21 protein-coding genes are annotated in these 23766 nt (G+C 36.3%); 9 read left to right on the top strand and 12 right to left on the bottom strand.

Annotated features, from left to right (window positions below; all coding sequences use genetic code 11):
• The first annotated feature begins 84 nt into the window (after positions 1 to 84).
• On the top strand, positions 85 to 1215 hold the full coding sequence (locus D0T53_RS06535; protein WP_163266285.1) for an adenylyltransferase/cytidyltransferase family protein: 1131 nt from the start codon (positions 85 to 87) through the stop codon (positions 1213 to 1215).
• Between the two features lie 69 nt (positions 1216 to 1284).
• Here D0T53_RS06535 and D0T53_RS06540 read toward each other — a convergent pair whose 3' ends face one another.
• From D0T53_RS06540 to D0T53_RS06550, 3 genes are all read right to left on the bottom strand, one after another.
• Positions 1285 to 3381 (bottom strand): S9 family peptidase, encoded by a 2097-nt coding sequence (locus D0T53_RS06540; protein WP_163266287.1) that lies wholly within the window; start codon positions 3379 to 3381, stop codon positions 1285 to 1287.
• Positions 3382 to 3413: 32 nt separating this feature from the next.
• The gene (locus tag D0T53_RS06545; RefSeq protein ID WP_163266289.1) at positions 3414 to 4064 is read right to left on the bottom strand and encodes an ABC transporter ATP-binding protein; all 651 of its coding nucleotides are present in this window, start codon (positions 4062 to 4064) and stop codon (positions 3414 to 3416) included.
• Between the two features lie 83 nt (positions 4065 to 4147).
• Positions 4148 to 4903, bottom strand: a complete 756-nt coding sequence (locus D0T53_RS06550; protein WP_163266291.1) for an RNA methyltransferase — start codon at positions 4901 to 4903, stop codon at positions 4148 to 4150.
• A 153-nt stretch (positions 4904 to 5056) separates the two neighbouring features.
• On the opposite strand from D0T53_RS06550, the gene D0T53_RS06555 reads away from it, so the two are divergent.
• The 8 genes from D0T53_RS06555 to D0T53_RS06590 all read left to right on the top strand — a co-directional run bounded on the left by D0T53_RS06555 (position 5057) and on the right by D0T53_RS06590 (position 15931).
• Entirely contained in the window at positions 5057 to 7438 is a 2382-nt protein-coding gene (locus D0T53_RS06555; RefSeq protein WP_255489406.1) for a BamA/TamA family outer membrane protein, read from the top strand.
• Positions 7439 to 7484: 46 nt separating this feature from the next.
• The gene (locus tag D0T53_RS06560) at positions 7485 to 8240 is read left to right on the top strand and encodes a GNAT family N-acetyltransferase (RefSeq protein WP_163266294.1); all 756 of its coding nucleotides are present in this window, start codon (positions 7485 to 7487) and stop codon (positions 8238 to 8240) included.
• A gap of 58 nt (positions 8241 to 8298) precedes the next feature.
• Complete coding sequence (proB, locus tag D0T53_RS06565) at positions 8299 to 9393, top strand: glutamate 5-kinase (protein WP_163266296.1); 1095 nt, start codon at positions 8299 to 8301, stop codon at positions 9391 to 9393.
• A gap of 4 nt (positions 9394 to 9397) precedes the next feature.
• Positions 9398 to 10648, top strand: a complete 1251-nt coding sequence (locus D0T53_RS06570; RefSeq protein WP_163266298.1) for a glutamate-5-semialdehyde dehydrogenase — start codon at positions 9398 to 9400, stop codon at positions 10646 to 10648.
• 5 nt (positions 10649 to 10653) lie between these two features.
• Positions 10654 to 10842: a hypothetical protein gene (locus tag D0T53_RS06575; RefSeq protein WP_163266300.1), complete on the top strand. Its 189-nt coding sequence runs from the start codon at positions 10654 to 10656 to the stop codon at positions 10840 to 10842.
• Between the two features lie 49 nt (positions 10843 to 10891).
• Positions 10892 to 11845, top strand: coding sequence for an N-acetylornithine carbamoyltransferase (locus tag D0T53_RS06580; RefSeq protein WP_163266302.1), 954 nt, complete (start codon positions 10892 to 10894; stop codon positions 11843 to 11845).
• A 111-nt stretch (positions 11846 to 11956) separates the two neighbouring features.
• Positions 11957 to 13144, top strand: coding sequence for a glycine C-acetyltransferase (gene kbl, locus D0T53_RS06585; RefSeq protein WP_163266304.1), 1188 nt, complete (start codon positions 11957 to 11959; stop codon positions 13142 to 13144).
• 117 nt (positions 13145 to 13261) lie between these two features.
• Entirely contained in the window at positions 13262 to 15931 is a 2670-nt protein-coding gene (locus D0T53_RS06590; protein WP_163266306.1) for an AsmA-like C-terminal region-containing protein, read from the top strand.
• A 188-nt stretch (positions 15932 to 16119) separates the two neighbouring features.
• Here the strand turns inward: D0T53_RS06590 and D0T53_RS06595 are convergent, their stop codons facing one another.
• The 9 genes from D0T53_RS06595 to lgt form a co-directional block, all read right to left on the bottom strand.
• A complete protein-coding gene (locus tag D0T53_RS06595) occupies positions 16120 to 16683 on the bottom strand; it encodes a 30S ribosomal protein S16 (RefSeq protein WP_163266308.1) in 564 nt (187 codons plus the stop codon).
• 128 nt (positions 16684 to 16811) lie between these two features.
• Positions 16812 to 17807: a DUF3137 domain-containing protein gene (locus D0T53_RS06600; RefSeq protein WP_163266310.1), complete on the bottom strand. Its 996-nt coding sequence runs from the start codon at positions 17805 to 17807 to the stop codon at positions 16812 to 16814.
• 13 nt (positions 17808 to 17820) lie between these two features.
• Positions 17821 to 18381 (bottom strand): LemA family protein, encoded by a 561-nt coding sequence (locus D0T53_RS06605; protein ID WP_163266312.1) that lies wholly within the window; start codon positions 18379 to 18381, stop codon positions 17821 to 17823.
• A 32-nt stretch (positions 18382 to 18413) separates the two neighbouring features.
• Positions 18414 to 19427 carry a S41 family peptidase gene (locus D0T53_RS06610; RefSeq protein ID WP_163266314.1) on the bottom strand — a complete coding sequence of 338 codons (1014 nt, stop codon included), beginning with the start codon at positions 19425 to 19427 and terminating at the stop codon, positions 18414 to 18416.
• A 5-nt stretch (positions 19428 to 19432) separates the two neighbouring features.
• Positions 19433 to 20197, bottom strand: a complete 765-nt coding sequence (locus tag D0T53_RS06615; RefSeq protein ID WP_163266316.1) for a glycoside hydrolase family 25 protein — start codon at positions 20195 to 20197, stop codon at positions 19433 to 19435.
• Positions 20198 to 20213: 16 nt separating this feature from the next.
• Entirely contained in the window at positions 20214 to 20762 is a 549-nt protein-coding gene (gene rfbC, locus D0T53_RS06620; RefSeq protein ID WP_163266318.1) for a dTDP-4-dehydrorhamnose 3,5-epimerase, read from the bottom strand.
• 12 nt (positions 20763 to 20774) lie between these two features.
• Positions 20775 to 21641, bottom strand: coding sequence for a glucose-1-phosphate thymidylyltransferase RfbA (rfbA, locus tag D0T53_RS06625; RefSeq protein WP_163266320.1), 867 nt, complete (start codon positions 21639 to 21641; stop codon positions 20775 to 20777).
• A gap of 30 nt (positions 21642 to 21671) precedes the next feature.
• Positions 21672 to 22865, bottom strand: a complete 1194-nt coding sequence (locus D0T53_RS06630; RefSeq protein ID WP_163266322.1) for an FprA family A-type flavoprotein — start codon at positions 22863 to 22865, stop codon at positions 21672 to 21674.
• Positions 22866 to 22890: 25 nt separating this feature from the next.
• Complete coding sequence (lgt, locus tag D0T53_RS06635) at positions 22891 to 23739, bottom strand: prolipoprotein diacylglyceryl transferase (protein ID WP_163266324.1); 849 nt, start codon at positions 23737 to 23739, stop codon at positions 22891 to 22893.
• Between the last annotated feature and the right edge of the window lie 27 nt (positions 23740 to 23766).

Raw genomic sequence — 23766 nt, forward strand, 5'->3', positions numbered from 1 at the left:
CGAAGAATATCATAGATAAAAAACTTCCGTTAATTTGTAGAAAATTATATCTTTACAGTATTGTAAAAAGAAAATACATAAAAAATGAAAAAAGTATTTGTCAGTGGCTGCTACGATATGTTACATAGTGGGCATGTTGCCTTTTTTGAAGAAGCTGCCACGTACGGAGAACTGTATGTTGGAATAGGTTCCGATAAAACAATAATGGAACTCAAAGCCCGTAAAACAATTAATAGCGAAAAAGAACGCCTTTATATGGTAAAAGCTTTAAAAGCTGTAAAAGATGCATGGGTAAACCAAGGTAATGGGCTTATCGACTTTCTGAAAGAGATACAAACTCTAAAACCTGACATATTTTTCGTAAACTCGGACGGACATAGTACTGCAAAAGAAGAACTTTGCAAAAAACTGGGTATTGAGTATGTTGTTAGTAAACGTATGCCTCATGAAGGATTACCTGTTAGATCGACAACTGCCCTTAGGGAAGAATGCCGTATTCCGTACAGAATAGATTTAGCAGGAGGTTGGCTCGATCAACCATCTGTAAGCAAATTAGCACCGGGTGCCGTTTTAACTATCTGTATAGAGCCTGACTACGATTTTAACGACAGGAGTGGAATGTCTACAAGTTCGAGAAAAAAGGCCATAGAACTATGGCAAGAAGATATTCCTGTAGGAGACCGTCTACAATTGGCTAAAACACTATTTTGTTACGAAAACCCTCCGGGAACAAAGTATGTAAGCGGCTCTCAGGACTCGTTAGGTATAGTTTTACCGGGGCTGAATAAATTACATTACGATGGCGATTTTTGGCCTTCCGAAATAGAATCTATTCTGGATGATGATCTTCTGAACTGGATACAAAACAATTTGTGGCTTATACCTCTATATCCTCGATTAGAAGAATATGATGCCCTTGCCGACACAAACCTTACTCGGGAAAATGCCGAACGTTTAAGCAAAGCAGCTATTGATTGCTGGAATGCTATTCAGTCCAAAGATGTCGACAGGTTTGGAAAAGCAATGAAAGAAAGTTTTGAGGCTCAAATATCATTATTCCCTAATATAGTTTCGGATAGTATTATGGAAGTCATAAATAAGTACAAAAGCCAAGTAAAAGGTTATAAACTGAGTGGTGCCGGAGGAGGCGGTTATTTAACCATGGTTAGTGATACCCCTATAAAAAACGCTATAAATATAAGAATAAGAAGATAACATTCTGAAAACAATAAAAACCGAGTCTAACAACTCGGTTTTTATTTTATAATATTTACTTTTCTCCTTTTACTTCAAATGAATACCAAACCAACGGGCAAACTCTCTCTGAAACAATATTCCGTTCTGAGGCTGCGATATCCAATGATTCTCATTCGGATAAATTAACATGCGAGCAGGTATACCTCTTAATTTAGCGGCATTAAATGCCATCATACCTTGCGACGCTAAGATACGAAAATCCAACTCGCCATGAGTAACCATTATTGGAGTATCCCATTTGTCAACAAACTTGTGTGGCGAATTAGAATATGTACGTTGCGCAATAGAATTATTTCTATCCCAATACGAACCTCCCATATCCCAATTAGCAAACCACATTTCTTCTGTTTCTAAGTACTGAGCCTCTAAGTTAAAAATACCGGCATGCGCAAGGAAAGCCTTGAAGCGTTTATTATGGTTACCAGCTAACCAATAAACAGAAAATCCTCCATAACTAGCCCCTGTACAACCCAGTTTATCTGCATCAACAAACGACTCTTTTGATACAGCATCAATAGCCGAAAGATAGTCCTTCATGTTCTGCCCTCCATAGTCTCCACTTATCTGTTCAAGCCATTCCTGACCAAATCCGGGTAGTCCTCGTCTGTTAGGAGCCACAATAATATAACCATTAGCTGCCATCATTTGAAGATTCCATCTGTACGACCAAAATTGACTTACTGTATTCTGAGGACCTCCTTGACAATATAACAATGCGGGATACTTTTTATTCGGATCGAAATTGGGAGGGTACACAACCCACGTTAGCATCTTTTTATTATCAGTTGTTGTTATCCAACGTTCTTCTACTTTTCCCATTATTACCTGATCAAGAATATGCTTATTCTCAAAACTTAATTCCGTAGCCTCTCCGTTCGCCAGATTTACCGAATAAACCTCATTTGGTTTCGACAATGAATGACGTAATGCTATTAATTTATCTCCGGCTATAGCAAACGATTCATAATCGTGTACACCATTCGTAATCTGTTTTATCTCACTGGTATGTATATACGCTCTGAATATTTGCGTCTTAGCCTCAACACACGACACGATATAAAGACTTTGATTGTCGCTATCCCAAGACATAAAATCAACATTATAATCAAAACGATCTGTTACATATGTCTTCTCTCCTGTTGACAAATCCATCACAAACAAGCGATTCTTATCCGACTCATAGCCTTCACGCTCCATGCTTTGCCATGCAATATATTTTCCGTTTGGCGAAAAAAGAGGATTCACATCATATCCCATCATACCTTCTGTCAGGTTTCGGGTCTCTTTCGATTCTATGTTATATAAATATATATCAGAATTTGTAGACAAAGAGTATTCTAATCCGACCTTTTTACGACAAGTATAAGCTACAACTTTGCTATCAGGACTCCATGTCAATTGTTCCATACCTCCCAAAGGTAACATAGGCGATTCGTAAGGCTCTCCCTCTAGAAGATCTACAATACCCGATAGCTTTGTACCATCATAATCAGCTACAAACGGATGAGGAATCTCTTCCACCCATTCCGACCAATGTTTATACATCAAATCGTCAATAATACGTCCTGATGCTTCAGGTAAATCGGGATACAAATCAACTGTACGCTTTCCATATTTTACGTTTGCAAAATACAAGATTTTTGTTTCGTCTGGCGAATAACAAAATCCATCTATGCCACCCTCCACTTCACTTATCTGTACACGACCCGACCCATCTGCATTCATCTCCCATATTTGAGAAGAACCACTTTCGGAACTCAGAAATGCAATTTTATTACCATTTTTAACCCAAACAGTATTATTCTCACTTTTAGGAGTAGAAGTAATCTGTTTTTTATTGGAACCATCAACATTCATCGTAAACAATTCCCTGTTAGTTTTATTCTGATCGATGCTAACATAAGTAACGCCATACAGTATAGTAGAATTATCGGGAGCTACTTGTACATCACTTACCCTTCCAAAACTATACAGCACCTCCGGTGTCATTATTCCGTCTTTAACACGGATATCCGATTTCCCTATAAGAATAGCTTTTTCTTCGTCTTTGTTTGTTTCTGGTCCCGAGCCACACGAAACAAGCCCAACTCCTAAGGCCATAACTATAAATGTTTTAATATTCATATTGTCAAAATTATTTCTTCTTAATCTTCGCTTTACACAATCATTCCGTCTTTCATATGTATAGTCCTGTCGGTAATATTGGCTAAACCTTCATCGTGTGTTACAATTACAAAAGTTTGCCCTAGCCTATTTCTTAAATCAAAAAACAAACGATGCAATTCTTCCTTATTTTCTGAGTCTAGACTCCCTGATGGTTCATCCGCTAAAATTACTGATGGGTTGTTCATCAAAGCCCGGGCAACTGCAACCCTCTGATTTTCGCCACCCGACAATTCGCTCGGTTTATGATCCTTGCGGGCTGATAATCCCAACATTTCTAATAAATCTTTAGCCCGTTTTTTAGCATCAGACTCTTTCGTTTTTGCAATTAACGCCGGAATCATCACATTTTCTAATGCTGTAAACTCCGGTAATAATTGATGAAACTGAAATACAAACCCTATATTCTTATTTCTGAAATCAGATAGTCGGCTATCATTCAGTTTCGATACATTTTGGTTATTTATAAATATCGAACCCGAATCAGCTTTGTCTAATGTCCCTATTATCTGTAACAATGTTGTTTTTCCTGCACCACTTGCTCCTACTATAGATATAACCTCCCCTTTATTAACTGAAAGATTAATCCCTTTGAGAACCTGTAGATTACCAAAACTTTTAGTTATATTTTCTATTTTAATCATCGTTTCCCCGATTTGTTAAATACAAATGTACAATTAGTTTATTCTTCGAGCAAAACATACGAAGTAAACAATTACGTCTCTTTTCAACTGCGGCGCCTAAACTCTGCACATATTATAGCTGTAGCTATGGCAACATTTAACGATTCTGACGTTTCACGAGTAGCCGGGTAGTTTGGTATAAATAATTTGTGAGTTATCATGCGTTGAATTTCCGGCCTGATACCATTGCCTTCGTTCCCCATAATTATAATTCCGTTTTCAGATAAGCTTTCGGTATACATATTATTTCCATCTAACAGTGTCCCATAAACAGGAATATCCGTTGCATATTCTGACAAAAAATATTCGAGATCCAAATAATGTATTTTTACCCGAGAGATAGCTCCCATTGTAGCCTGAACTGTTTTTGGATTATATATATCAGCACAATCTTTAGAACAAAAGATATTTTCTATACCATACCAATCGCATAACCGAACAATAGTACCCATATTACCCGGATCTTGTACGCCATCGAGCGCCATACTCAACGTTGATTTCAACTCTTCCGGATTTATTTCATTTTCAGGCTGATAAAACACACCTAATACATTTTGTGGTGTTTTCAAAAAACTGGCTTTTGCCAAATCACTATTATCCACAACAATAACCTCTTCAACAGACGACAAGTCTTTACCTAAAATAAAATCATCTGTAACGAGCAACAATTGGCACTTTATTTTGCCTATTAGTTCGGCAACCATTTTATCGCCTTCTGCTACAAATGTTTTGTGTTCGATACGGTGTTTCTTATCTTTTAACGATTGAATATGTTTAATTCTATTTTTAGTAAGTGCCATTCACATTAATTTTGAAACAAATCTACAAAAGAAACAATTAAAATCATAAATTTGCATTTTATAAAAAATACTCCATCCTTTTTGGTAATGCTATTATAAATGAGATTGAAGTTATTTTCCCTTTTTTCAACAATAATCATATTCTGTATTTATTTGAGCTCTTGCAGCTCTACTAAATTTGTACCCAAAGGCGAATATTGGCTCGAAAATGTAAGTATTACAAGCGATACCAAAGATATTACTCCTATGGACATGGAGACTTACCTTGCCCAAAAAGCGAATTATAAAACATTTGCAATATTTAGGCTACCATTATTTATATATAACTTATCTGGGCGCGATTCGACCAAATGGATAAATAAAATATTACGCAGCGGAGGCGAACCTCCGGTCATATTCGACAGCACACTTGTATACAAATCGGCTGATAATTTGACCCAAGTTTTAAAAAACAAAGGTTATGTTCATGCGAAAGTAACAGACGAAGTTTTTATCAAAAACAATAGGGTAAAAATAAAATATAACATAGAAGCCGGCGAACCATATAAAATAAAAGAGTATGAGGTTAATATACCCGATTCTTTATTTAATAACAATAAGCCCTTCGGAATACTTCATAACGATCCTCGTTTTAGAGCGGACTCAACTATCCTTAACTTAAACCGTATTTTAAAATGGAACACGCTGGTTAAATCCCAAGCTAAATTCGATCTGAACGTCTTAGATGACGAAAGAGCACGCATATCATCATTGTTCCGCAGATTTGGTTATTACGATTTTAATCGAGAATATATTGGTTTTGTAGCCGATACTATCACTGGAGGTAAAGATAAAGTTAATCTGGAACTTACCATATACCCCTTTACTCAACGGGCAGAAAGTGGCAATATCACGGAAATGCAGCACCAACAATATATAGTTAAAGAAGTTGACTTCTATGTAGACTACAATCCGCTGACCGATGGCTATTTAACAGACTATCGTCCAACTGAAACCGTAGAAAGAAATGATGGAAAATTTAAAATTTATTATGGGATAAGAGGGAAGTATATAAAACCACACATAATACTCGACAATAATTTTATTTCACCCGATGCATTGTATAACGAAAATGCAACATCGCAAACATACAATTCGTTAGCCCGTTTACACATATTAAAAAATATAAATATAAAATACGAGCTATTAAACGAAAACGATTCAACTAAACTTAAATGTATTATAACATGTATTCCCGACAAAAAACAGGGAATATCTACAGAAATTGAAGGAACAAACTCCGGAGGACGTTTTGGCGTTGGAAGTAGCATAGGATATCTGCACCGAAACATATTTAAAGGTTCCGAACTATTCAATGTTAAATTACAAGGGGGTTACGAAGCCATATCATTCGATTTTTCGAATTTCGCAAAAAATTACTTCGAAATAGGAGCCGAAACATCTGTTACCTTCCCTCGTTTTATGTTCCCATTCCTTCAAAAGGATTTACGACGCAGGCTTAATGCTTCTACCCAATTCACGGCAAATTATACATATCAGCGCCGCCCCGATTATTTTTCACGAACTATCCTTTCGTCCGGAGTTAAATACTTATGGAATAATAGGCGGAACAGTTCGGTAAAACACACATTCGACCTTGTTGAAGTAAGTTATGTCAGGATTCCTGAACTAAGTAAAGATTTTATTGAAAAACTTACTCCGGCTGCTCGCATCTATAGTTTTACCGATCAGTTTATATTAAGTACCGGATACACATATTCAAACACAAACTATAATCCGTCGCGAAGAACTCTGCAACCGGTTTATTCGTTTAGAGGACAAGTAGAAACAGCCGGAAACCTATTGTCATTAATAGGCAATTTAGCAAACAGTCCTAAAGACGAAATTGGTTCGAGAACAATATTCGGAACACGTTTTGCCCAATATGCCCGATTAAACATAGATTACAGCCAAACAATACCTATCGACGAAAAAAATGCAATAGCTTGGCGTATTGGAGGCGGCTTAGCTTTTCCTTATGGAAACAATAAAGAAGTACCAATTCAAAAACGTTTTTTCTCGGGAGGAGCAAATAGCGTCAGGGGATGGGGTGTCAGAGAGTTAGGACCCGGATCGTTTGGCGATACAATAAATAATTTCTATAATCATTCGGGCGATATACGTTTTGATGCAAATATTGAATACCGAAGTAAAGTTTTTTGGAAATTCGAACTCGCATCCTTTATCGATGCAGGAAACATTTGGACTGTAAAAAAATATAAAAATCAGGAAAACGGCGAATTTAAATTAGACAGAGCTTACAAAGAGATTGCTGCTTCTTGGGGAATAGGACTACGACTCGATCTCGAATACGTTCTTATTCGTTTAGATTGGGGATGGAAAATATACGACCCAACTAAAAATCCTATTTATAAGATGGAGGATGGAGAAAAAGTACTAGATCACTACGAAACAAATAGATGGCCTACCTTTAATTCTCCATTAAGTTTAGGAAGGAATACTGCTTGGCACATAGCTGTAGGTTATCCTTTCTAATAAATAACAGACTGAACCTTATCTTGTACATCTAAAATTACACCTTATGAATATTATCAACCTGAATGAAGAAAATATTGCAACAGAACATATCTGTTGTGCGCTCGACAGCAAAACCAGCAACAGCGGCGTTTTGGCAAAAAAAGAATGGTTAAATAAACGTTTCAAAGATGGCTTACGCTTCAAAAAGTTAGATGCTAGAGGTAAGGTTTTTATCGAATATATACCTATAGAAAACGCATGGGTACCTGTTCTAGGAAAAAATTATTATATAATAAATTGCCATTGGGTGTCGGGTAGCTACAAAGGAAAAGGTTACGGTAAAGCCCTTCTGGATGAATGCGAAAATGATGCTAAAATTAACAATGTAGACGGCATTGTCGTTATTGTAGGAAACAAGAAAAAACCGTTCTTATCCGATAAGTCTTTTTTCTTAAAGCAAGGATATGAGGTTTGTGACACAGCCCCGCCCTATTTTGAATTATTGATAAAACGTTTTAATAACAAAGCTCCTCTACCCCACTTTAGCGAAACTGCTAAACAAGGGATGCCCAGAGATATAAAAGGGATAGATATATTTTACACCCCACAATGCCCCTTTTCTGTTCCATATATTGAAATATTGAAGCCCGTTATTTTAGCATCAGATATTCCTGTACGTACACATTTAATAACAAGCAAAGAAGAAGCACAGTCTCATTTTTGTCCTGTTACAACTTACAGCGTATTTATAAACGGAATATTTAAAACAAATGAAATACTGACTCCGGCTAAACTTGAAAAATTATTGTCGGTTTTCTAAACAAAATGTTTATTTTATTAACTTTGTCTTAAACATTTTCTACAACAAACCTATTATTGTGGTAACTAAGAAAAAAAACATACGTATAGTTGTAAAAATAGGCAGTAATGTGCTTACCCGTAAAGACGGAACTCTTGATGTTACTCGCATGTCGGCGTTAGTGGATCAGATCGTTGAGTTAAAAAAATCGGGCGTTGAGGTTGTTCTCGTTTCATCGGGAGCTGTAGCGGCAGGTAAAAGTGAGATAAAAACCCAATCGAAACTCGATATAATTTCTTCACGCCAGTTATATTCGGCTATCGGGCAGGTAAAGCTCATAAATCACTATTACACCCTATTTCATCAACATAAATCGGTTTGCGGACAGATACTAGCCACAAAAGAAGACTTTTCGACCCGTCGGCACTATCTAAACCAACGCAACTGTATGGAAGTAATGCTAGATAATAATGTAACCCCTATTATCAACGAAAACGATGCAATATCGGTTAACGAATTAATGTTTACCGATAACGACGAACTTTCGGGGTTAGTTGCTGCTATGATGAATAGCCAACAGTTAATTATTCTTAGCAATATTAACGGAATATATAACGGAAACCCATCGTCTCCCGAATCGGAAGTAATCAAAGAAATTGACACTCATAAAGACTGTATAGATGATTACATTCAGACTTCAAAATCATCGGCCGGACGTGGAGGTATGCAAACAAAATACAACATTGCCCGTAAAGTAGCCGAAGAGGGCATTGAAGTTATTATAGCCAATGGTAAAAAAGAAAATATTCTTATCGATTTAATAAACTCTCCTCAGAGTATTGAGTTTACCCGCTTTATTCCTGTAAATAAAAAAGTATCGAGCGTAAAAAAATGGATAGCACATTCCGAAGGTTTTGCTAAAGGCGAAATCTACATTAATAAATGTGCAAGTGAGGCATTGCTCGGAGACAAAGCCATCAGCTTATTACCCATAGGAATAACAAAAGTTGTGGGAGATTTTGAAGAGGACGACATTGTAAGAATAATGAGTGAAGATGGCACTCAACTAGGAATTGGAAAATCTTCATACAACAGTGAAAAAACTATACAACTGATTGGTAAAAAGAAAGTAAAACCCGTAATACATTACGACTACCTTTATATAGAAAAATAAAACTATGGACGATTATCAGAGCCTTTTTCAGGCAGCCCGCGACTCTCGCATATCGCTAAACATGTTAGAAGAAAATACGATTAACGAAATTCTGGAAGCCGTAGCAAAAGAAACTGAATTGAAAATGCACCACATTCTTTCCGAGAACCAGAAAGACTTGCAACGCATGGACAAAGACAATCCTATGTACGACAGACTCTTGCTAACAGAAGAACGCATACGAGGCATTATAAACGACATACGTAATGTTGCTAAACTTTCGTCTCCTGTGGGTAACATTTTATCCGAGAACAGACACGAAAATGGCATGCTGATAAAAAAAGAACTTGTTCCCTTTGGTGTAATAGGAATAATATATGAAGCTCGTCCGAATGTTAGTTTCGATATATTTTCGCTGTGTTTTAAAACTCAGAATGTATGTTTACTTAAGGGGGGATCAGATGCACGTTTCTCAAACGAAGCCATTGTAGGCATAATTCGTGAAGTTCTAGACCAACACAACATAAATCCGAATGTATGTATTCTATTGCCGGCCGATCGTGAAGCGACAGCTGAACTATTAAAAGCAAGGGACTATGTAGATTTGATTATTCCACGTGGAAGCAAATCGCTCATCGACTTTGTCCGTAGTAATTCGTTGATACCTACAATTGAAACCGGAGCCGGAGTTTGCCACACATATTTTCATAAAAATGGAGATAAGGAAAAAGGCGAAAGAATGGTATACAACGCCAAAACACGAAGAGTAAGTGTTTGTAACTCGCTCGATTGTCTTATTATAGACAAAGAAAGATTAAATGACCTTCCTTTCATATGTAGTCGTTTAAAAGAACAAAACGTTATTATTTATGCCGATCGGTCAGCGTACGAGTCGCTTTCTGATAACTACCCAAAGGAACTATTAAAACAGGCTACAGAAGAGTCGTATGGCACCGAATTTTTAGATTATATAATGTCTGTTAAGACAGTAAATGATATAAGTGATGCACTAAAACACATCGATAAGTTTAGTTCGAAACATAGTGAAGCCATTGTATCTGAAGATGAAGCTGCAATAAAATTATTCGAGAAACTTGTTGATGCTGCCTGTGTATATGCAAACGTATCGACAGCATTTACCGACGGTGCTCAATTCGGGTTAGGTGCAGAGATAGGTATCAGTACTCAAAAGATGCATGCTCGTGGCCCTATGGGACTTCAAGAATTGTGCAGTTACAAATGGATAATTGAGGGAGAAGGACAAGTCAGATCATAAACAAAATGGCAAAAAGGAAGAAAAAGAAATCCCAAACAAAAATCACGGTAAAAGATTATATAAAGGCTGTAAAAAAAGCCGATAGAGATATTCAGTTAGAAACCCAAACAGGATGGGTATCAACTAATAAAATACATAAAAGTAAAAAAGTTTATAATCGAAAAAATTATAAAAAAGACTACCTAAATGAATAATGACGGCCTGTATTATTGAAATAAATAAACGAATAAAAATATTTTTGTAATGAGAACATATACAAACGTAAAAGACCTTGGCAACTTAGATCAGGCGATAAAGGAAGCGTTGGAAATAAAGAAAAACCGCTATGCATATAAGCATCTTGGAGAAAATAAAACTCTCTTGATGGTATTCTTTAACTCTAGCTTACGCACTCGTTTAAGTACTCAAAAAGCAGGAATGAACTTGGGCATGAATACAATGGTGCTTGATATAAACCAAGGTGCATGGAAACTTGAAACCGAGCGTGGCGTTATTATGGATGGCGACAAATCGGAACATATACTCGAAGCTATTCCTGTTATGGGTTCTTATTGCGATATTATAGGAGTACGGGCCTTTGCACAATTTGAGAATAAAGAGGACGATTATCAGGAAAAAATTCTAAATCAGTTCATCAGATATTCCGGCAAGCCTGTTTTCAGTATGGAAGCAGCAACAGGGCATCCTCTACAAGCCTTTGCCGATCTTATTACAATAGAAGAATACAAAAAGACTGAGCGTCCAAAAGTTGTTCTTACGTGGGCACCCCACCCTCGTGCTCTTCCCCAAGCTGTTCCAAATTCGTTTGCCGACTTTATGAACGAAGCTAACGTTGACTTTGTAATAACACATCCAGAAGGATACGAGTTAGATTCTAAATTTGTAAGAGGAGCAAAAATAGAATATAATCAGGATAAAGCATTCGAAGGGGCAGACTTCATTTATGCCAAGAATTGGGCTGCTTATGCCGATCCAAACTACGGAAAGATACTCAGCAAAGATATGTCGTGGACTGTTTCGACAGAGAAAATGGCTTTAACAAACAACGCCTATTTTATGCACTGTCTGCCTGTTCGCCGCAATATGATAGTTACTGACGATATTATTGAAAGTCCCCAGTCTATAGTTATTCCCGAAGCTGCAAACCGAGAAATATCGGCTCAAACAGTAATAAAGAGAATGTTAGAAAGCCTGTGATTTATTCTTCATTCGAGAAATTACAACAAACTAAAATTAAAGACCTCTTTCTGTTTTTATAAAAAACAGAATAGGAGGTTCGAATATCTCAAAACAGAAACAGTTAAAACTATGTACGGAGACTTTCAAAAATTTCTTCAAAAAGAACTATCCTCAATAAAAGAACAAGGACTGTTCAAAAACGAAAGAATAATAACTTCGCCTCAAGGGGCTATTATTAAAATAGAATCGGGACAAGAAGTATTAAACTTCTGTGCAAATAATTATCTGGGGTTATCTGACAATAATGAATTGATTGAAGCAGCTAAAAAATCACTCGACGAACGCGGATACGGAATGTCATCTGTCAGATTTATTTGCGGAACTCAGGATATACACAAACAACTTGAAGAAAAAATATCAGAATTTTTCGGTACTGAAGATACAATACTATATGCAGCATGTTTTGATGCCAACGGAGGTGTGTTCGAGCCGTTGTTAACTGACGAAGATGCAATTATTTCCGATTCCCTGAACCATGCGTCTATCATCGACGGTGTGCGCCTGTGCAAAGCTAAAAGATACCGTTATTCGAATGCCGATATGAACGAATTGGAAAAATGTCTGAAAGAAGCACAATCGCAACGTTTTCGCATAATTGTGACCGACGGAGTATTTTCAATGGATGGCAATGTTGCTCCACTTGATAAAATTCTCGAACTGGCCGATAAATATAAAGCCTTAGTTATGGTAGACGAAAGCCACTCGGCCGGAGTTGTAGGAAAAACAGGACGAGGAGTTACCGAACTTTACAAATGTAAAGGAAAAGTTGATATAATTACAGGAACATTAGGTAAAGCTTTCGGTGGTGCAATCGGAGGTTTTACAACAGGCCATAAAGAAATTATCAGCATGTTACGTCAGCGCTCGCGTCCGTACCTATTTTCGAACTCAATACCTCCAATGGTTGCCGGAGCAGGCATACACATGTTCGAAATGATGAACGAAACAAACGACAGACAAAACAAATTGCACAAAAATGTTGATTACTTCATCACTAAGATGAAAGATGCCGGCTTCGATATAAAGCCTACACAATCGGCCATATGTGCTGTTATGCTATATGATGCAAAACTATCGCAAAATATGGCTACAAACCTGCTTAACGAAGGAATATATGTTACAGGATTCTACTATCCTGTTGTACCAAAAGGAGAAGCCCGTATAAGAGTACAACTTTCGGCAGCTCACGAAACAGAACATTTAAATAAATGTATAAATGCTTTTATTAAAGTGGGAAAAGAATTGGGAGTTATCTAAAAATAAAACTTGTTCATTTTACATGATAAACAAGCGGAAACGAATACTGATTTCCGGTTATTTATCTTAACAACAAATAATACAAACTAATTTCACCCAGATAAATAATATCTCATTATGAAGAAAGGATTAAAAATTGTAGGTATAATTCTCGCAGTCATTCTTATACTGATGATAAGCATACCATTCCTGTTTAAAGGAAAAATAAAAGACGCTGTTGTTTACACAGCAAACAAAGAGCTTAACGCTGAACTTGGAATAGGCAATTTCGGGTTGAACTTATTTTCTAATTTCCCGAATGCAACTCTCTCGCTCGACAACATATCGGTAAGCGGAATCGCTGATTTTAAAGGAGATACTTTGTTAAAAGCGAAATCGGCAAGTGCAACAGTGAACCTAATGTCGCTATTTAATGGTAATTACGAATTATCAAAAATAGAACTTAACAGTGCCCACATATATGCTAAAGTTCTGGAAGACGGTCGTGTTAACTGGGATATTGTAAAACCCGACTCTATCAAAGTTGAAGAACCTGATGAAGAATCATCTTTTCAGCTAAAGCTGCAAAAAGTAACATTAAACGACTGCTATATTACCTACGATGACCAACAGGCTAGTATGAAAGCTGTTTTAGCAAACTGGCATGGAAGTTTATCGGGCGATTTTACAGCCGATATCACTACTATAAAAACAGAATCGACAATAGAAGAAATATCGTTCACGATGGATGGTATTCCTTTTATGAACAAGGTTAAAGGTATAATTAATGCTGACTTGAATGCTGATTTGGAAAACATGAAATTCGCTTTTAATAAAAGTAACATACAACTTAACGAAATAAAAGCATCTATTGACGGATCGTTAGCTATGATTGGCGAAAGTGATATGGAATTCGACCTCAAACTAAATGCCCCTGACACACAGTTTAAGGATATTCTTTCTATATTACCAGCAATGTACACTTCCGACTTTAAAGATGTAAAAACAGCAGGTACTGTATCGCTGGACGCATATATAAAAGGATTAATGGATGAAACAAATTATCCGGCATTCGACGTAAAATTGGCTATTAATAATGGAATGTTTCAATACCCTTCATTGCCTAAATCGGTAAATGAGATTGACATAGATGTTGCTATAACTAATAAAGGAGGCTCGCTTGATAATACAATTGTTGATATAAGTAAATTCTCATTCAATATGGGAGGTAACCCGTTCAGTGCCAAATTAAATATACAAACTCCGATAAGCGACCCTTCGCTTAAAGCCCATCTGAATGGGAAAATTGATCTCGGAATTATTAAAGACGTATATCCACTAGAGTCAGGAACAGAACTCAACGGAAAACTTACAGCCAACCTTGATATTGCTACACGTATGTCATATATTGAGAAAGAACAGTATGAGTCTGTTACTGCAACAGGTTTACTTAATGTTGCAGATATGATATATAAATCGGCTGAGATGCAAGATGTAAATATCAATGATATAAGTCTTGAGTTTACACCAAAATATGCCAGCTTAAACTCACTTAACCTAAAAATAGGGCAAAATGACTTATCTGCAAACGGACGCCTGGAGAATTACATTGCTTATGCAATGAAAGACCAAACATTAAAAGGACAGTTAAATATTAAATCGAATTATTTGAATATTAACGATTTCATGGGAGGCGAAGAAGAAAGTTCGACCACAGATACGACTTCTGTTGGTGCATTTATTGTTCCTAAAAACATTGATTTTGCATTAAATGCAGCTTTAAATAAAGTGCTTTACGACAAGATTGAGATGACTAATGTTAACGGCTCGATAACTGTACGCAATGGAGCCATTACAATGAATAACGTCAGCGCAAATGCTTTAGGCGGGACAGGTAAAATAACAGGTTCGTACAGTACTGCCGAAAACACAACTAAGCCTAAAGTTAATTTATCGTTGAATTTAAACAAGGTTTCGTTTGCCGAAACATTCAAATCAGTAGAAGCTATACAACGATTCGCTCCTATTTTCGATAAAATATCAGGAAACTATTCTATGAATCTCAATTTTAATACTACTCTGGGAGAAAGCCTTTTACAAATATTAGGAGCCCTTACGGGAGATGGTGTTTTACAAACTGACGATGTAAAAATTGAAGGAGTAGAAGCTCTTACTCAATTATCGTCAGCTCTAAAATTAGGAAATAGTGCTTCATTAAGTTCTTTCTCGACTAAAGATCTGAACATTCCATTTAAAGTTGAAGACGGAAAAATTACAACTAAACCCTTTAATATTAATGTAGGTAATGGAGGTTTATTAAAACTGGAAGGTAGCACAAGTCTGGACGAATCTATTAACTATACAGGATCAATAACACTACCAAAATCGTTAACTAACAATTACATTAATAATGTAGGCATAACTATTGGAGGAACATTTGCTAATCCGAAAATAGGCATAGACACCAAATCTCTAATAAATAATGTTGCCGACGCTGCAGCTAATCAACTATTAGGTGGATCGGTAAACGACAAGAAAGAAGAACTTACTAATAAACTTTCGGAAGAAAAAGCAAAACAAGCACAAAAACTGAGAGATGAAGCACAAAAAGCAGCTGATAAGTTAGTAAAAGCAGCTGATGAACAAGGCCAAAAACTAGTTAGCGCTTCAAAAAATGTGATCGCAAAAGCTGCAGCACAAACAGCAGCTAAAAAGCTGGTTGAAGAAGCTAAAAAACAAGGACAAAAGTTAATAGACGAAGCCGACGCTCAAGCTAAAAAACTGGAAGAAGAAGCTGATTCGGAATAATTTAGTTTATTTACGATCTTTAAAATCATAGTAAAAGCCCCTTTACTAATAAATTTAGTAAAGGGGCTTCTTATTTATCTATACTAAACTTACACAAGCAACAAAATATTTAGTCTATTAGTATAAAATAAAACAGACCGAACTATGAAAGTTCAGTCTGTTTTTATGCTGTTATATTTAACTAAAAATTATTCAGCATTTGTTTCTGGTGTAGCATCTTCTGTTGCCGGAGCTTCAGGAGTTTCTACAACTTCAGCAGCACTTACTTCTGCTTCAGCCTCTGCTACTGCTGTTTCAGCTTTCTTTTTAGCAACCTCTTCAGCCTTAGCTTTGTTTGCTGCTTTTTCAGCCTCAAAACGAGCCTTAGCTTCTTCCGATGCTTTTGCTGCATTTTTGTTTTTAAAAGCCTCATTAGCTTTTTCTTTAGACTCTTTCCAAGCCTGGAATTTTTTATCAGCTTCTTCTGCTGTAAATGCACCTTTTTTAACTCCACCTAGTAAGTGTTTCATCATAAGAACACCTTCACCCGAAAGTATGTTACGTGTAGTGTCAGTTGGTTGTGCTCCAACTTGTAGCCAATACAAAGCCCTGTCGAAATCTAATGTTATTGTAGCAGGATTTGTATTCGGATTATACGAACCAACCTTTTCAATAAATTTTCCATCGCGTGGAGCCCTGCTGTCAGCAATTACTATCTGATAAAACGGATAGTCTTTGCGTCCTCTTCTTTGTAAACGGATCTTTGTAGCCATCTTGTTTGTTAATTTTTAATTAATGCATAATTATTTATTAGCGGGTGCAAAGATATTGTTTATTTTACAATACACAATGCATTATGGGTAAAATTACTCTTTTCACTACACGTTAAATGAGAATTTTATCATTTACCCCAAATACGGGTATTAAGATCCAGTATTTCTACAACAGATAAAATATGGATAAGATTATTAACATAATAACGGATAGTATCTTCTTGTACCATCGATTTATTCATTTTGAAAGCAAACAAGTCAAAATTTCCAGAGATAGCAATATATAATTTGCCATCAATAAATGACGATCGCACTCTTTTATCTCCAAAGGTATTTACAAGGTCAACAAAACACTGTTGCATTGTTGGAGTTAACAAATATCGGGCCTCAACAGGATCGGTAGCATATACTACAAACTTTTTTTCAAAAACAGGGTCTTCCATATATACAAGTTCGCCCCGTTGCTTTGTCCCAAATTTTTCCTGTATCCAGCGTCCTATCCCTCCAAACATTCTTTCGGCTGTATCGGGCAATATAAATGTTTCGCCGGCAAAATGTTTATTACTGTCGGCAATAAGAAATACCCCCTCAAATATTGTATGCCATGTTGTTTTTCTGTTTCCGTTCTTATCCCGGGTTTCTGTTTTATATTGGCTATGCAGCTTCGAAAACTGGAGAAACGTATCGCCCATTATTCCCGAAATAAAATTAGAGCCTGAGTATTTGTCTGCTAATGTCCGGTATAAATCTGAATTATAGTATTCGTCGGTATTTATATAGCCGCTCATATTAAATTTAGACCGCACTAAGAATTCGGAAGTAATAAGAGGTGCTACTTCGGTATTGAAATCGTTTTCCATTGTTGTTTTCAACGGATTTACCCAAAAGAAGTATAATACAGGAAAAATAATACACAAAGCCAGATATCCCCAAAGAAGCGATGGATATGCAAAAAAAACAAAAGCAGCAAGAATCAGAAATGATGCAAATGTTGCAATCCAAAATATTCTCAAACGTTTTTTTGTTTCTAATCTTTTAACTTCCAGTGGTTCGAGTATATCTTTCAAATCAACAAGTATTTTTGCTACTTGCTGATCAACATCATTTAGCAAAGACTTTTTCATAAGGTGTATTATGTCAGAATAAATCTTTTACACTTGGGTTTTGTTGTTCAACAGCCGTTGCTGTTATCATTGGCTTAGTTTTGTATCCCATTGATGATGCAAATATGCTTGTTGGAAACATCTCTACAGCATTATTATAATCCATTACAGTTGCATTGTATGTCCTGCGGGCAGCAGCCAACTGTCCTTCGCATTCGTTAAGAGACGCTTGTAATCTTGAAAACTGTTCATTGGCTTTCAGATTAGGATAGTTTTCAACAGTAAGATTAAAAGATTTCAGAGCCTGATCTATTTGTGTATTAATATCAATTTTCTGCTCACTCGTAAGACTAGGCTTTTGAGCCTGCGAACGTAATTCTATCAGTTTTTCAAGTAACGAACTCTCATGTTGCATATATTGTTTTACACTTGCAACTAAATTAGGGATAAGATCGTAACGTTGTTTAAACATTGCATCAACAGAACCATTTGCATAATCCACTTTGTTTTTAAGTCCAATCAAGCGGTTACGTATACTGATAATTATTACAACAATAATTATTACAACAGCAATAGCAATTAAGGTAATTTCCATCTACTTAAAATTTTAAAGTTTATAGTTCGTGTTTATTGGTTTTCTAATAAATATTTACGAGCTGCTTCAATTATAGTATCCACACTCTTAATCATATCTGTGCCAGTCATATCGACCTTAATATCCGGATCAATACCAAATTCAGTATGTTCTTTTTCTGCATTTAACATAGGCGATGCTGAGAATCTCACAGACCACCCATTCGGCAATTCCGAACTAAATGGCAAACCGCTTCCCCCTCCTGTTTTATCTCCGATTATCGTTACATTTGGAGAATACCCCATAGCATTAACAAAATCGTTTGTAGCACTATAACATTTCCGATTGGTTAAAACCGCCACTTTTCGTGGATATCTTATTCGGTAAGATGACTCAATATAACGTTTGTATGGAGATGAGAAATCGTTATGCCCCTTACCTGTTTTATGAATTATGTATCCGACCAGTGTCTTTTCGTCGAAAAAACGAGAGGCTAACTTCTCGACATTCGAAAGTAACCCTCCTCCGTTATCCCGTACATCAATTATTATTCCTTTACATCTATATAAACGATAAATAACATGATCTAAATTAGCTTCACTAAATCCGTTGGAAAAACTCTCATAATATACATATCCAATACTATCTTCTAAGACTTTATACTTTAACGATCCTGCAATCAAATAATCAGTCTTCAAATATTCCTTTTGTATTTTAGCATCAAAATTATCCTTTACCGAATCGGCCTCCCACACCCAATACCGGGATATATTATGGCTCGCAATCAAATTCACATGTCCATCACGTAATTCGGCTAACATTTCTGCCAAAATATCGAAAAAGGCATCATTTGTTAAATCTTCAGTTATGCGAGGCGAATAGCGTTCACGCACTTCTAACCAATCAACACCTTTATAATCAAAAAAGCAATAACGTTCGTCTATTATTTTCCACAGAGCTTCAAAATTACCTTTTTTTGTATTCTCAAATTTCTCTTCCGAAAAACAGGAGGAGAATATTAATAAAAATACAACAGGAACCAATAATAATAGAATCAGTCTTTTCACACCAACTAAGGTATTAAAAATTTATATAACTCGTTATGCGCGTATCTGAAATAATTTAAATCGACGTTTCCGTCTACACCCTCAAGTTGTCCTTTATGCGAAAATTGCCATATAACCCAATCTTTCACATACGAAGGTTCTTCGCGTAAATCGCACATCCAAATATAATTTGAAGGAAAATTATCCTTTACATAAAGATTATAGCACTCCTTATTAGTATAGATCAACGGATGGCAACCATAATATTCATACAGTTCATTTTCCAAAACTTTTAGTTCATCCACTACACGTTTTATATATACAGTATCTTTACTATATAAATTATGTTGCGAATGTTCTACATCAATTGCCGGAAACATATCTCCCGATTCACATTTTGCAATATTTATAAAATGTCTGGCTTGTTCCTTACCCGATGCAGCAAATAAATAAAAATGATAAGTCCCTGCTTTTAGTCCGCTTTTTTTTACAGCTTCGTAGTTATATGCATAATTCCGATCTTTATGGCTTACCCCACCCGTAGCTTTCATATATACAAAACTGACTCCATGCCCCCGCAATTCCGACCAGTTTATTATCGGATTATGATGCGAGAGATCAACACCTCGAACCAAATACTCATTCTTTTTAAAACTATTTGGCTGTTTACTTAACTGACCTTTCAAATAGTATATAATCGCACCAATAGATAAGATCATTAAGACTGCAATAAATACACCCTTTACAGGTATCTTTTGGTATTTTTTCTTTTTACGAACCGGAGGCGACATAAATCAAGAACATAACTTACTCAAACAAAATGGCATCGGCTAATAATTTGCCCGATTTGTCTTTTGGGGAAAGCAGTAACTCGCTCTCCTCAATACCCCAATCTACATTTACAACAGAATCATTCCACACAATAGATGCTTCGTGCTGAGGGGCATAAGTATTATCTACTTTATAAGAAAACACAGTATCATCTTTCAACACTAAGAAACCGTGAGCGAAACCACGAGGTACAAATAATTGTTTTTTATTATCTTCGGTCAATTCTACCGACACATATTGCCCAAACGTTGGGGACGATTTGCGTATATCCACGGCAACATCCAAAACAGCGCCTTTTATTACCCGGACTAATTTAGCTTGTGCAAATTCGCCTGTCTGATAATGCAACCCTCGTAGCACACCTCTTGACGACTTCGACTCATTATCCTGAATAAAATTTACAACCCCAATATATTCTTCAAACAAATTCTGTTTGTACGATTCCATAAAATACCCTCGGGCATCGTTAAAAACCTGAGGTTCTATAACCCAAACTCCTTTTATCTTTTGTTCTGTAAATTTCATATAGTCAAATTATCAATCTTGCAATAAGCTCAATATATATTTTCCATAGTTGGTTTTATCCAACTTTTCTCCCAAAGTTTTTAGCTGTGCATCATCAATCCACCTGTTACGCCAAGCTATTTCTTCGATACACGAAATATAGAAACCTTGTCTTTTTTGTATAGTTTCAACAAAGTTACCTGCTTCAAGTAAGCTATCGCAATTACCTGTATCTAACCAAGCAAAACCACGCCCAAACAATTCAACTTTTAAAGAATCTTCTTCCAAATACAGTTTATTCAGGTCGGTTATTTCGTATTCGCCCCGAGCTGAAGGTTTCAGATTAAGAGCTTTTTCTGTAACTGTTTGATCATAAAAATACAAACCGGGAACAGCATAATTCGATTTAGGGCTTTCTGGTTTTTCTTCCAACGAAACAACCTTTCCTGTACCGTCAAACTCAACAACACCATATGCTCTTGGGTCTTTAACATAATATCCAAATATACACGCACCCTTATCTATTGAAGCTGCACGCTTAAGCATAGCTGAAAAATTTTGTCCGTAAAACATATTATCTCCAAGAATTAAACATCCGGGTTGCCCATCCAGAAATTTTTCGCCTAGAACAAAAGCCTGCGCTAAACCATTCGGTATTTCTTGTACTATGTAGTCAAACTTCATCCCTAATTCTTCGCCTGTACCTAATAAATCGCGAAACATAGGCAAATCACGAGGAGTAGATATAACCAAAACTTCTTTTATACCTGCCAACATAAGGGTAGACAGTGGATAGTATATCATTGGCTTATCATACACAGGCATAATTTGCTTAGATATAGCCTTTGATAACGGATATAGTCGGGTTGCACTTCCCCCTGCTAATATTATTCCCTTCATCTCGTAAATTGTTTATGTTAAAGAATTATTTTACTTAATTTTTTCAGCCATTGCTTTTGCTAATTCAATAGCCTCTTCATATTTATCGGGCTGCATAGCCTGTTTCATTTCAACAGGAGTACCTACAATTTCAAATTTCACATCTTCGGCAAATTGAGCAAGACGTTTAACCGCAGCCCCAGCCCAAGTAAATGATCCGAAATATCCAAAATAACGATTCTTTATATCCCGCCCTTCTATTTTTGACAACAAATACTCGATTTCCGGAAACAATTTATTGTTATACGTAGGCGAGCCAACTATCAAGCCCTTATATTTAAAAATATCGCGTAATATATATGATTGAGAACTTTTCGATACATTGTGCATAACAATATCCTTAACTCCTTGTTGAGCTAATTCTGTAGCAATAACTTCGGCCATCTGCTCAGTATTTCCATACATACTGCCATAAGCGATAACTACTCCATTATCACCTTCGTAACGACTTAGCTTGTCGTATAAAGATACAACACGATTTATCTCCTCCTTTATTGTCCATATCGGACCATGAGTCGAACATATATAATTAATATCGAGGGGAGCTAATTTCTCTAAAGCTTTCTGAACCGGCGACCCAAATTTCCCGACAATATTTGAATAATATCTCACCATTTCGTTGAAATATTTTTCCGGATGCATTTGGGCATCAGTTATACCACCATCTAAAGCGCCAAATGTACCAAATGCATCGCCCGAAAACAACACTTTATCTGTTGTCTCATAGGTCATCATAGTCTCTGGCCAATGTACCATAGGCGTCAAATAGAAAACCAGATTATATTTTCCTAACGAAAGCTGATCTCCTTCATTTATAATATTCGTTCCTGCATTTATTCCATAAAAGCCATTAACCATCTCAATAGTTCGCTTGTTCCCTACTATCTGAACATTCGGATATTTTGTCCGAAGCAATCCTATCGATCCGGAATGATCGGGTTCCATATGGTTAATAACCAAATAGTCTAACGACTTTCCGGCCAGTGCTGTTTCCAATTTTTGGAGAAACACGTCTGAGTAGCAAATATCAACAGTTTCGATTAATGCTGTTTTATCATCACAAATAAGATAAGAATTGTAAGATACACCTTTGGGTAAAGTCCACAAATTTTCGAACAATGCTTTTGTTCTATCATTTACACCCAGATAAAACAGATCTTCTTTTATTTTTATTGGCTTCAACATGGCTGAGTTTTAAATATAAACATTCTTATTTTTTAGCAGTCTGCAACTCTGATACATTTTTACTATATGCATTCCAAACAAGCCAGATCCCCCATATAACAAAAGGAATACTGAGTAACTGCCCCATATCTATGCCATAAGTAGCTCTCATTTCGAGTTCAAATGGTTCTTGTACATTTTTCAGAAATTCTATAAGGAATCGCGAAAGGAATATACCAATCATACACACTCCTAATATCAGCCCCTGACGATTACGAGCATCGGTCTTCCAATATAACCACATCGACAAGCCAAACAATGTCAGATAAACTAATGCCTCATATATTTGAGTAGGATGACAACCCATATCCATATTGGGAACTAAATGCATATACTCGCGACTGCGAAGAAACCTAAAGGCCCAAGGCAGATTGGTAGGTACTCCGAAAACCTCAGAATTAAGAAGATTTCCGGTACGAATAAAAGTTGCTGTAAGACAAGCTCCTACAACCAAACGATCGAAAGTCCAAAGCATACTTTTTTTCGTCACTTTTCTCGAATAAAGCCATATTGCGATAATAATGCCTATAACCCCTCCATGACTGGCTAATCCTCCTTCCCATACTTTAAGTATTTCGATAGGATGAGACAAATAGTATCCCGGATTATAAAACAGACAATGTCCTAAACGAGCACCAATCATTACACCTATTACAACATACATAAACAACGAATCGAACCACTTTTCCGGTAGTTTTTCCGACGCATACATTTTCTGTATAATATATGCAGCAGCTAATATTCCAACTCCCCAACACAGTCCATACCAACGAATCTCGTGGCCGAAAATATTGACTAGTTCCGGGTCAAAATTCCAAGTAATATATGATAACATACTATTTATTCTATTCTAATTTAAACT

The sequence above is a fragment of the Dysgonomonas sp. 216 genome, from assembly GCF_010501065.1.
GTDB lineage: Bacteria > Bacteroidota > Bacteroidia > Bacteroidales > Dysgonomonadaceae > QVMM01.

Bases quoted from the DNA above. Each gene is read 5' to 3' on its own strand.
- D0T53_RS06535 (WP_163266285.1), top strand. From the start codon at position 85: ATGAAAAAAGTATTTGTCAGTGGCTGCTACGATATGTTACATAGTGGG.
- D0T53_RS06540 (WP_163266287.1), bottom strand. From the start codon at position 3,381: ATGAATATTAAAACATTTATAGTTATGGCCTTAGGAGTTGGGCTTGTT.
- D0T53_RS06545 (WP_163266289.1), bottom strand. From the start codon at position 4,064: ATGATTAAAATAGAAAATATAACTAAAAGTTTTGGTAATCTACAGGTT.
- D0T53_RS06550 (WP_163266291.1), bottom strand. From the start codon at position 4,903: ATGGCACTTACTAAAAATAGAATTAAACATATTCAATCGTTAAAAGAT.
- D0T53_RS06560 (WP_163266294.1), top strand. From the start codon at position 7,485: ATGAATATTATCAACCTGAATGAAGAAAATATTGCAACAGAACATATC.
- D0T53_RS06570 (WP_163266298.1), top strand. From the start codon at position 9,398: ATGGACGATTATCAGAGCCTTTTTCAGGCAGCCCGCGACTCTCGCATA.
- D0T53_RS06575 (WP_163266300.1), top strand. From the start codon at position 10,654: ATGGCAAAAAGGAAGAAAAAGAAATCCCAAACAAAAATCACGGTAAAA.
- D0T53_RS06580 (WP_163266302.1), top strand. From the start codon at position 10,892: ATGAGAACATATACAAACGTAAAAGACCTTGGCAACTTAGATCAGGCG.
- kbl (WP_163266304.1), top strand. From the start codon at position 11,957: ATGTACGGAGACTTTCAAAAATTTCTTCAAAAAGAACTATCCTCAATA.
- D0T53_RS06590 (WP_163266306.1), top strand. From the start codon at position 13,262: ATGAAGAAAGGATTAAAAATTGTAGGTATAATTCTCGCAGTCATTCTT.
- D0T53_RS06595 (WP_163266308.1), bottom strand. From the start codon at position 16,683: ATGGCTACAAAGATCCGTTTACAAAGAAGAGGACGCAAAGACTATCCG.
- D0T53_RS06600 (WP_163266310.1), bottom strand. From the start codon at position 17,807: ATGAAAAAGTCTTTGCTAAATGATGTTGATCAGCAAGTAGCAAAAATA.
- D0T53_RS06605 (WP_163266312.1), bottom strand. From the start codon at position 18,381: ATGGAAATTACCTTAATTGCTATTGCTGTTGTAATAATTATTGTTGTA.
- D0T53_RS06615 (WP_163266316.1), bottom strand. From the start codon at position 20,197: ATGTCGCCTCCGGTTCGTAAAAAGAAAAAATACCAAAAGATACCTGTA.
- rfbC (WP_163266318.1), bottom strand. From the start codon at position 20,762: ATGAAATTTACAGAACAAAAGATAAAAGGAGTTTGGGTTATAGAACCT.
- rfbA (WP_163266320.1), bottom strand. From the start codon at position 21,641: ATGAAGGGAATAATATTAGCAGGGGGAAGTGCAACCCGACTATATCCG.
- D0T53_RS06630 (WP_163266322.1), bottom strand. From the start codon at position 22,865: ATGTTGAAGCCAATAAAAATAAAAGAAGATCTGTTTTATCTGGGTGTA.
- lgt (WP_163266324.1), bottom strand. From the start codon at position 23,739: ATGTTATCATATATTACTTGGAATTTTGACCCGGAACTAGTCAATATT.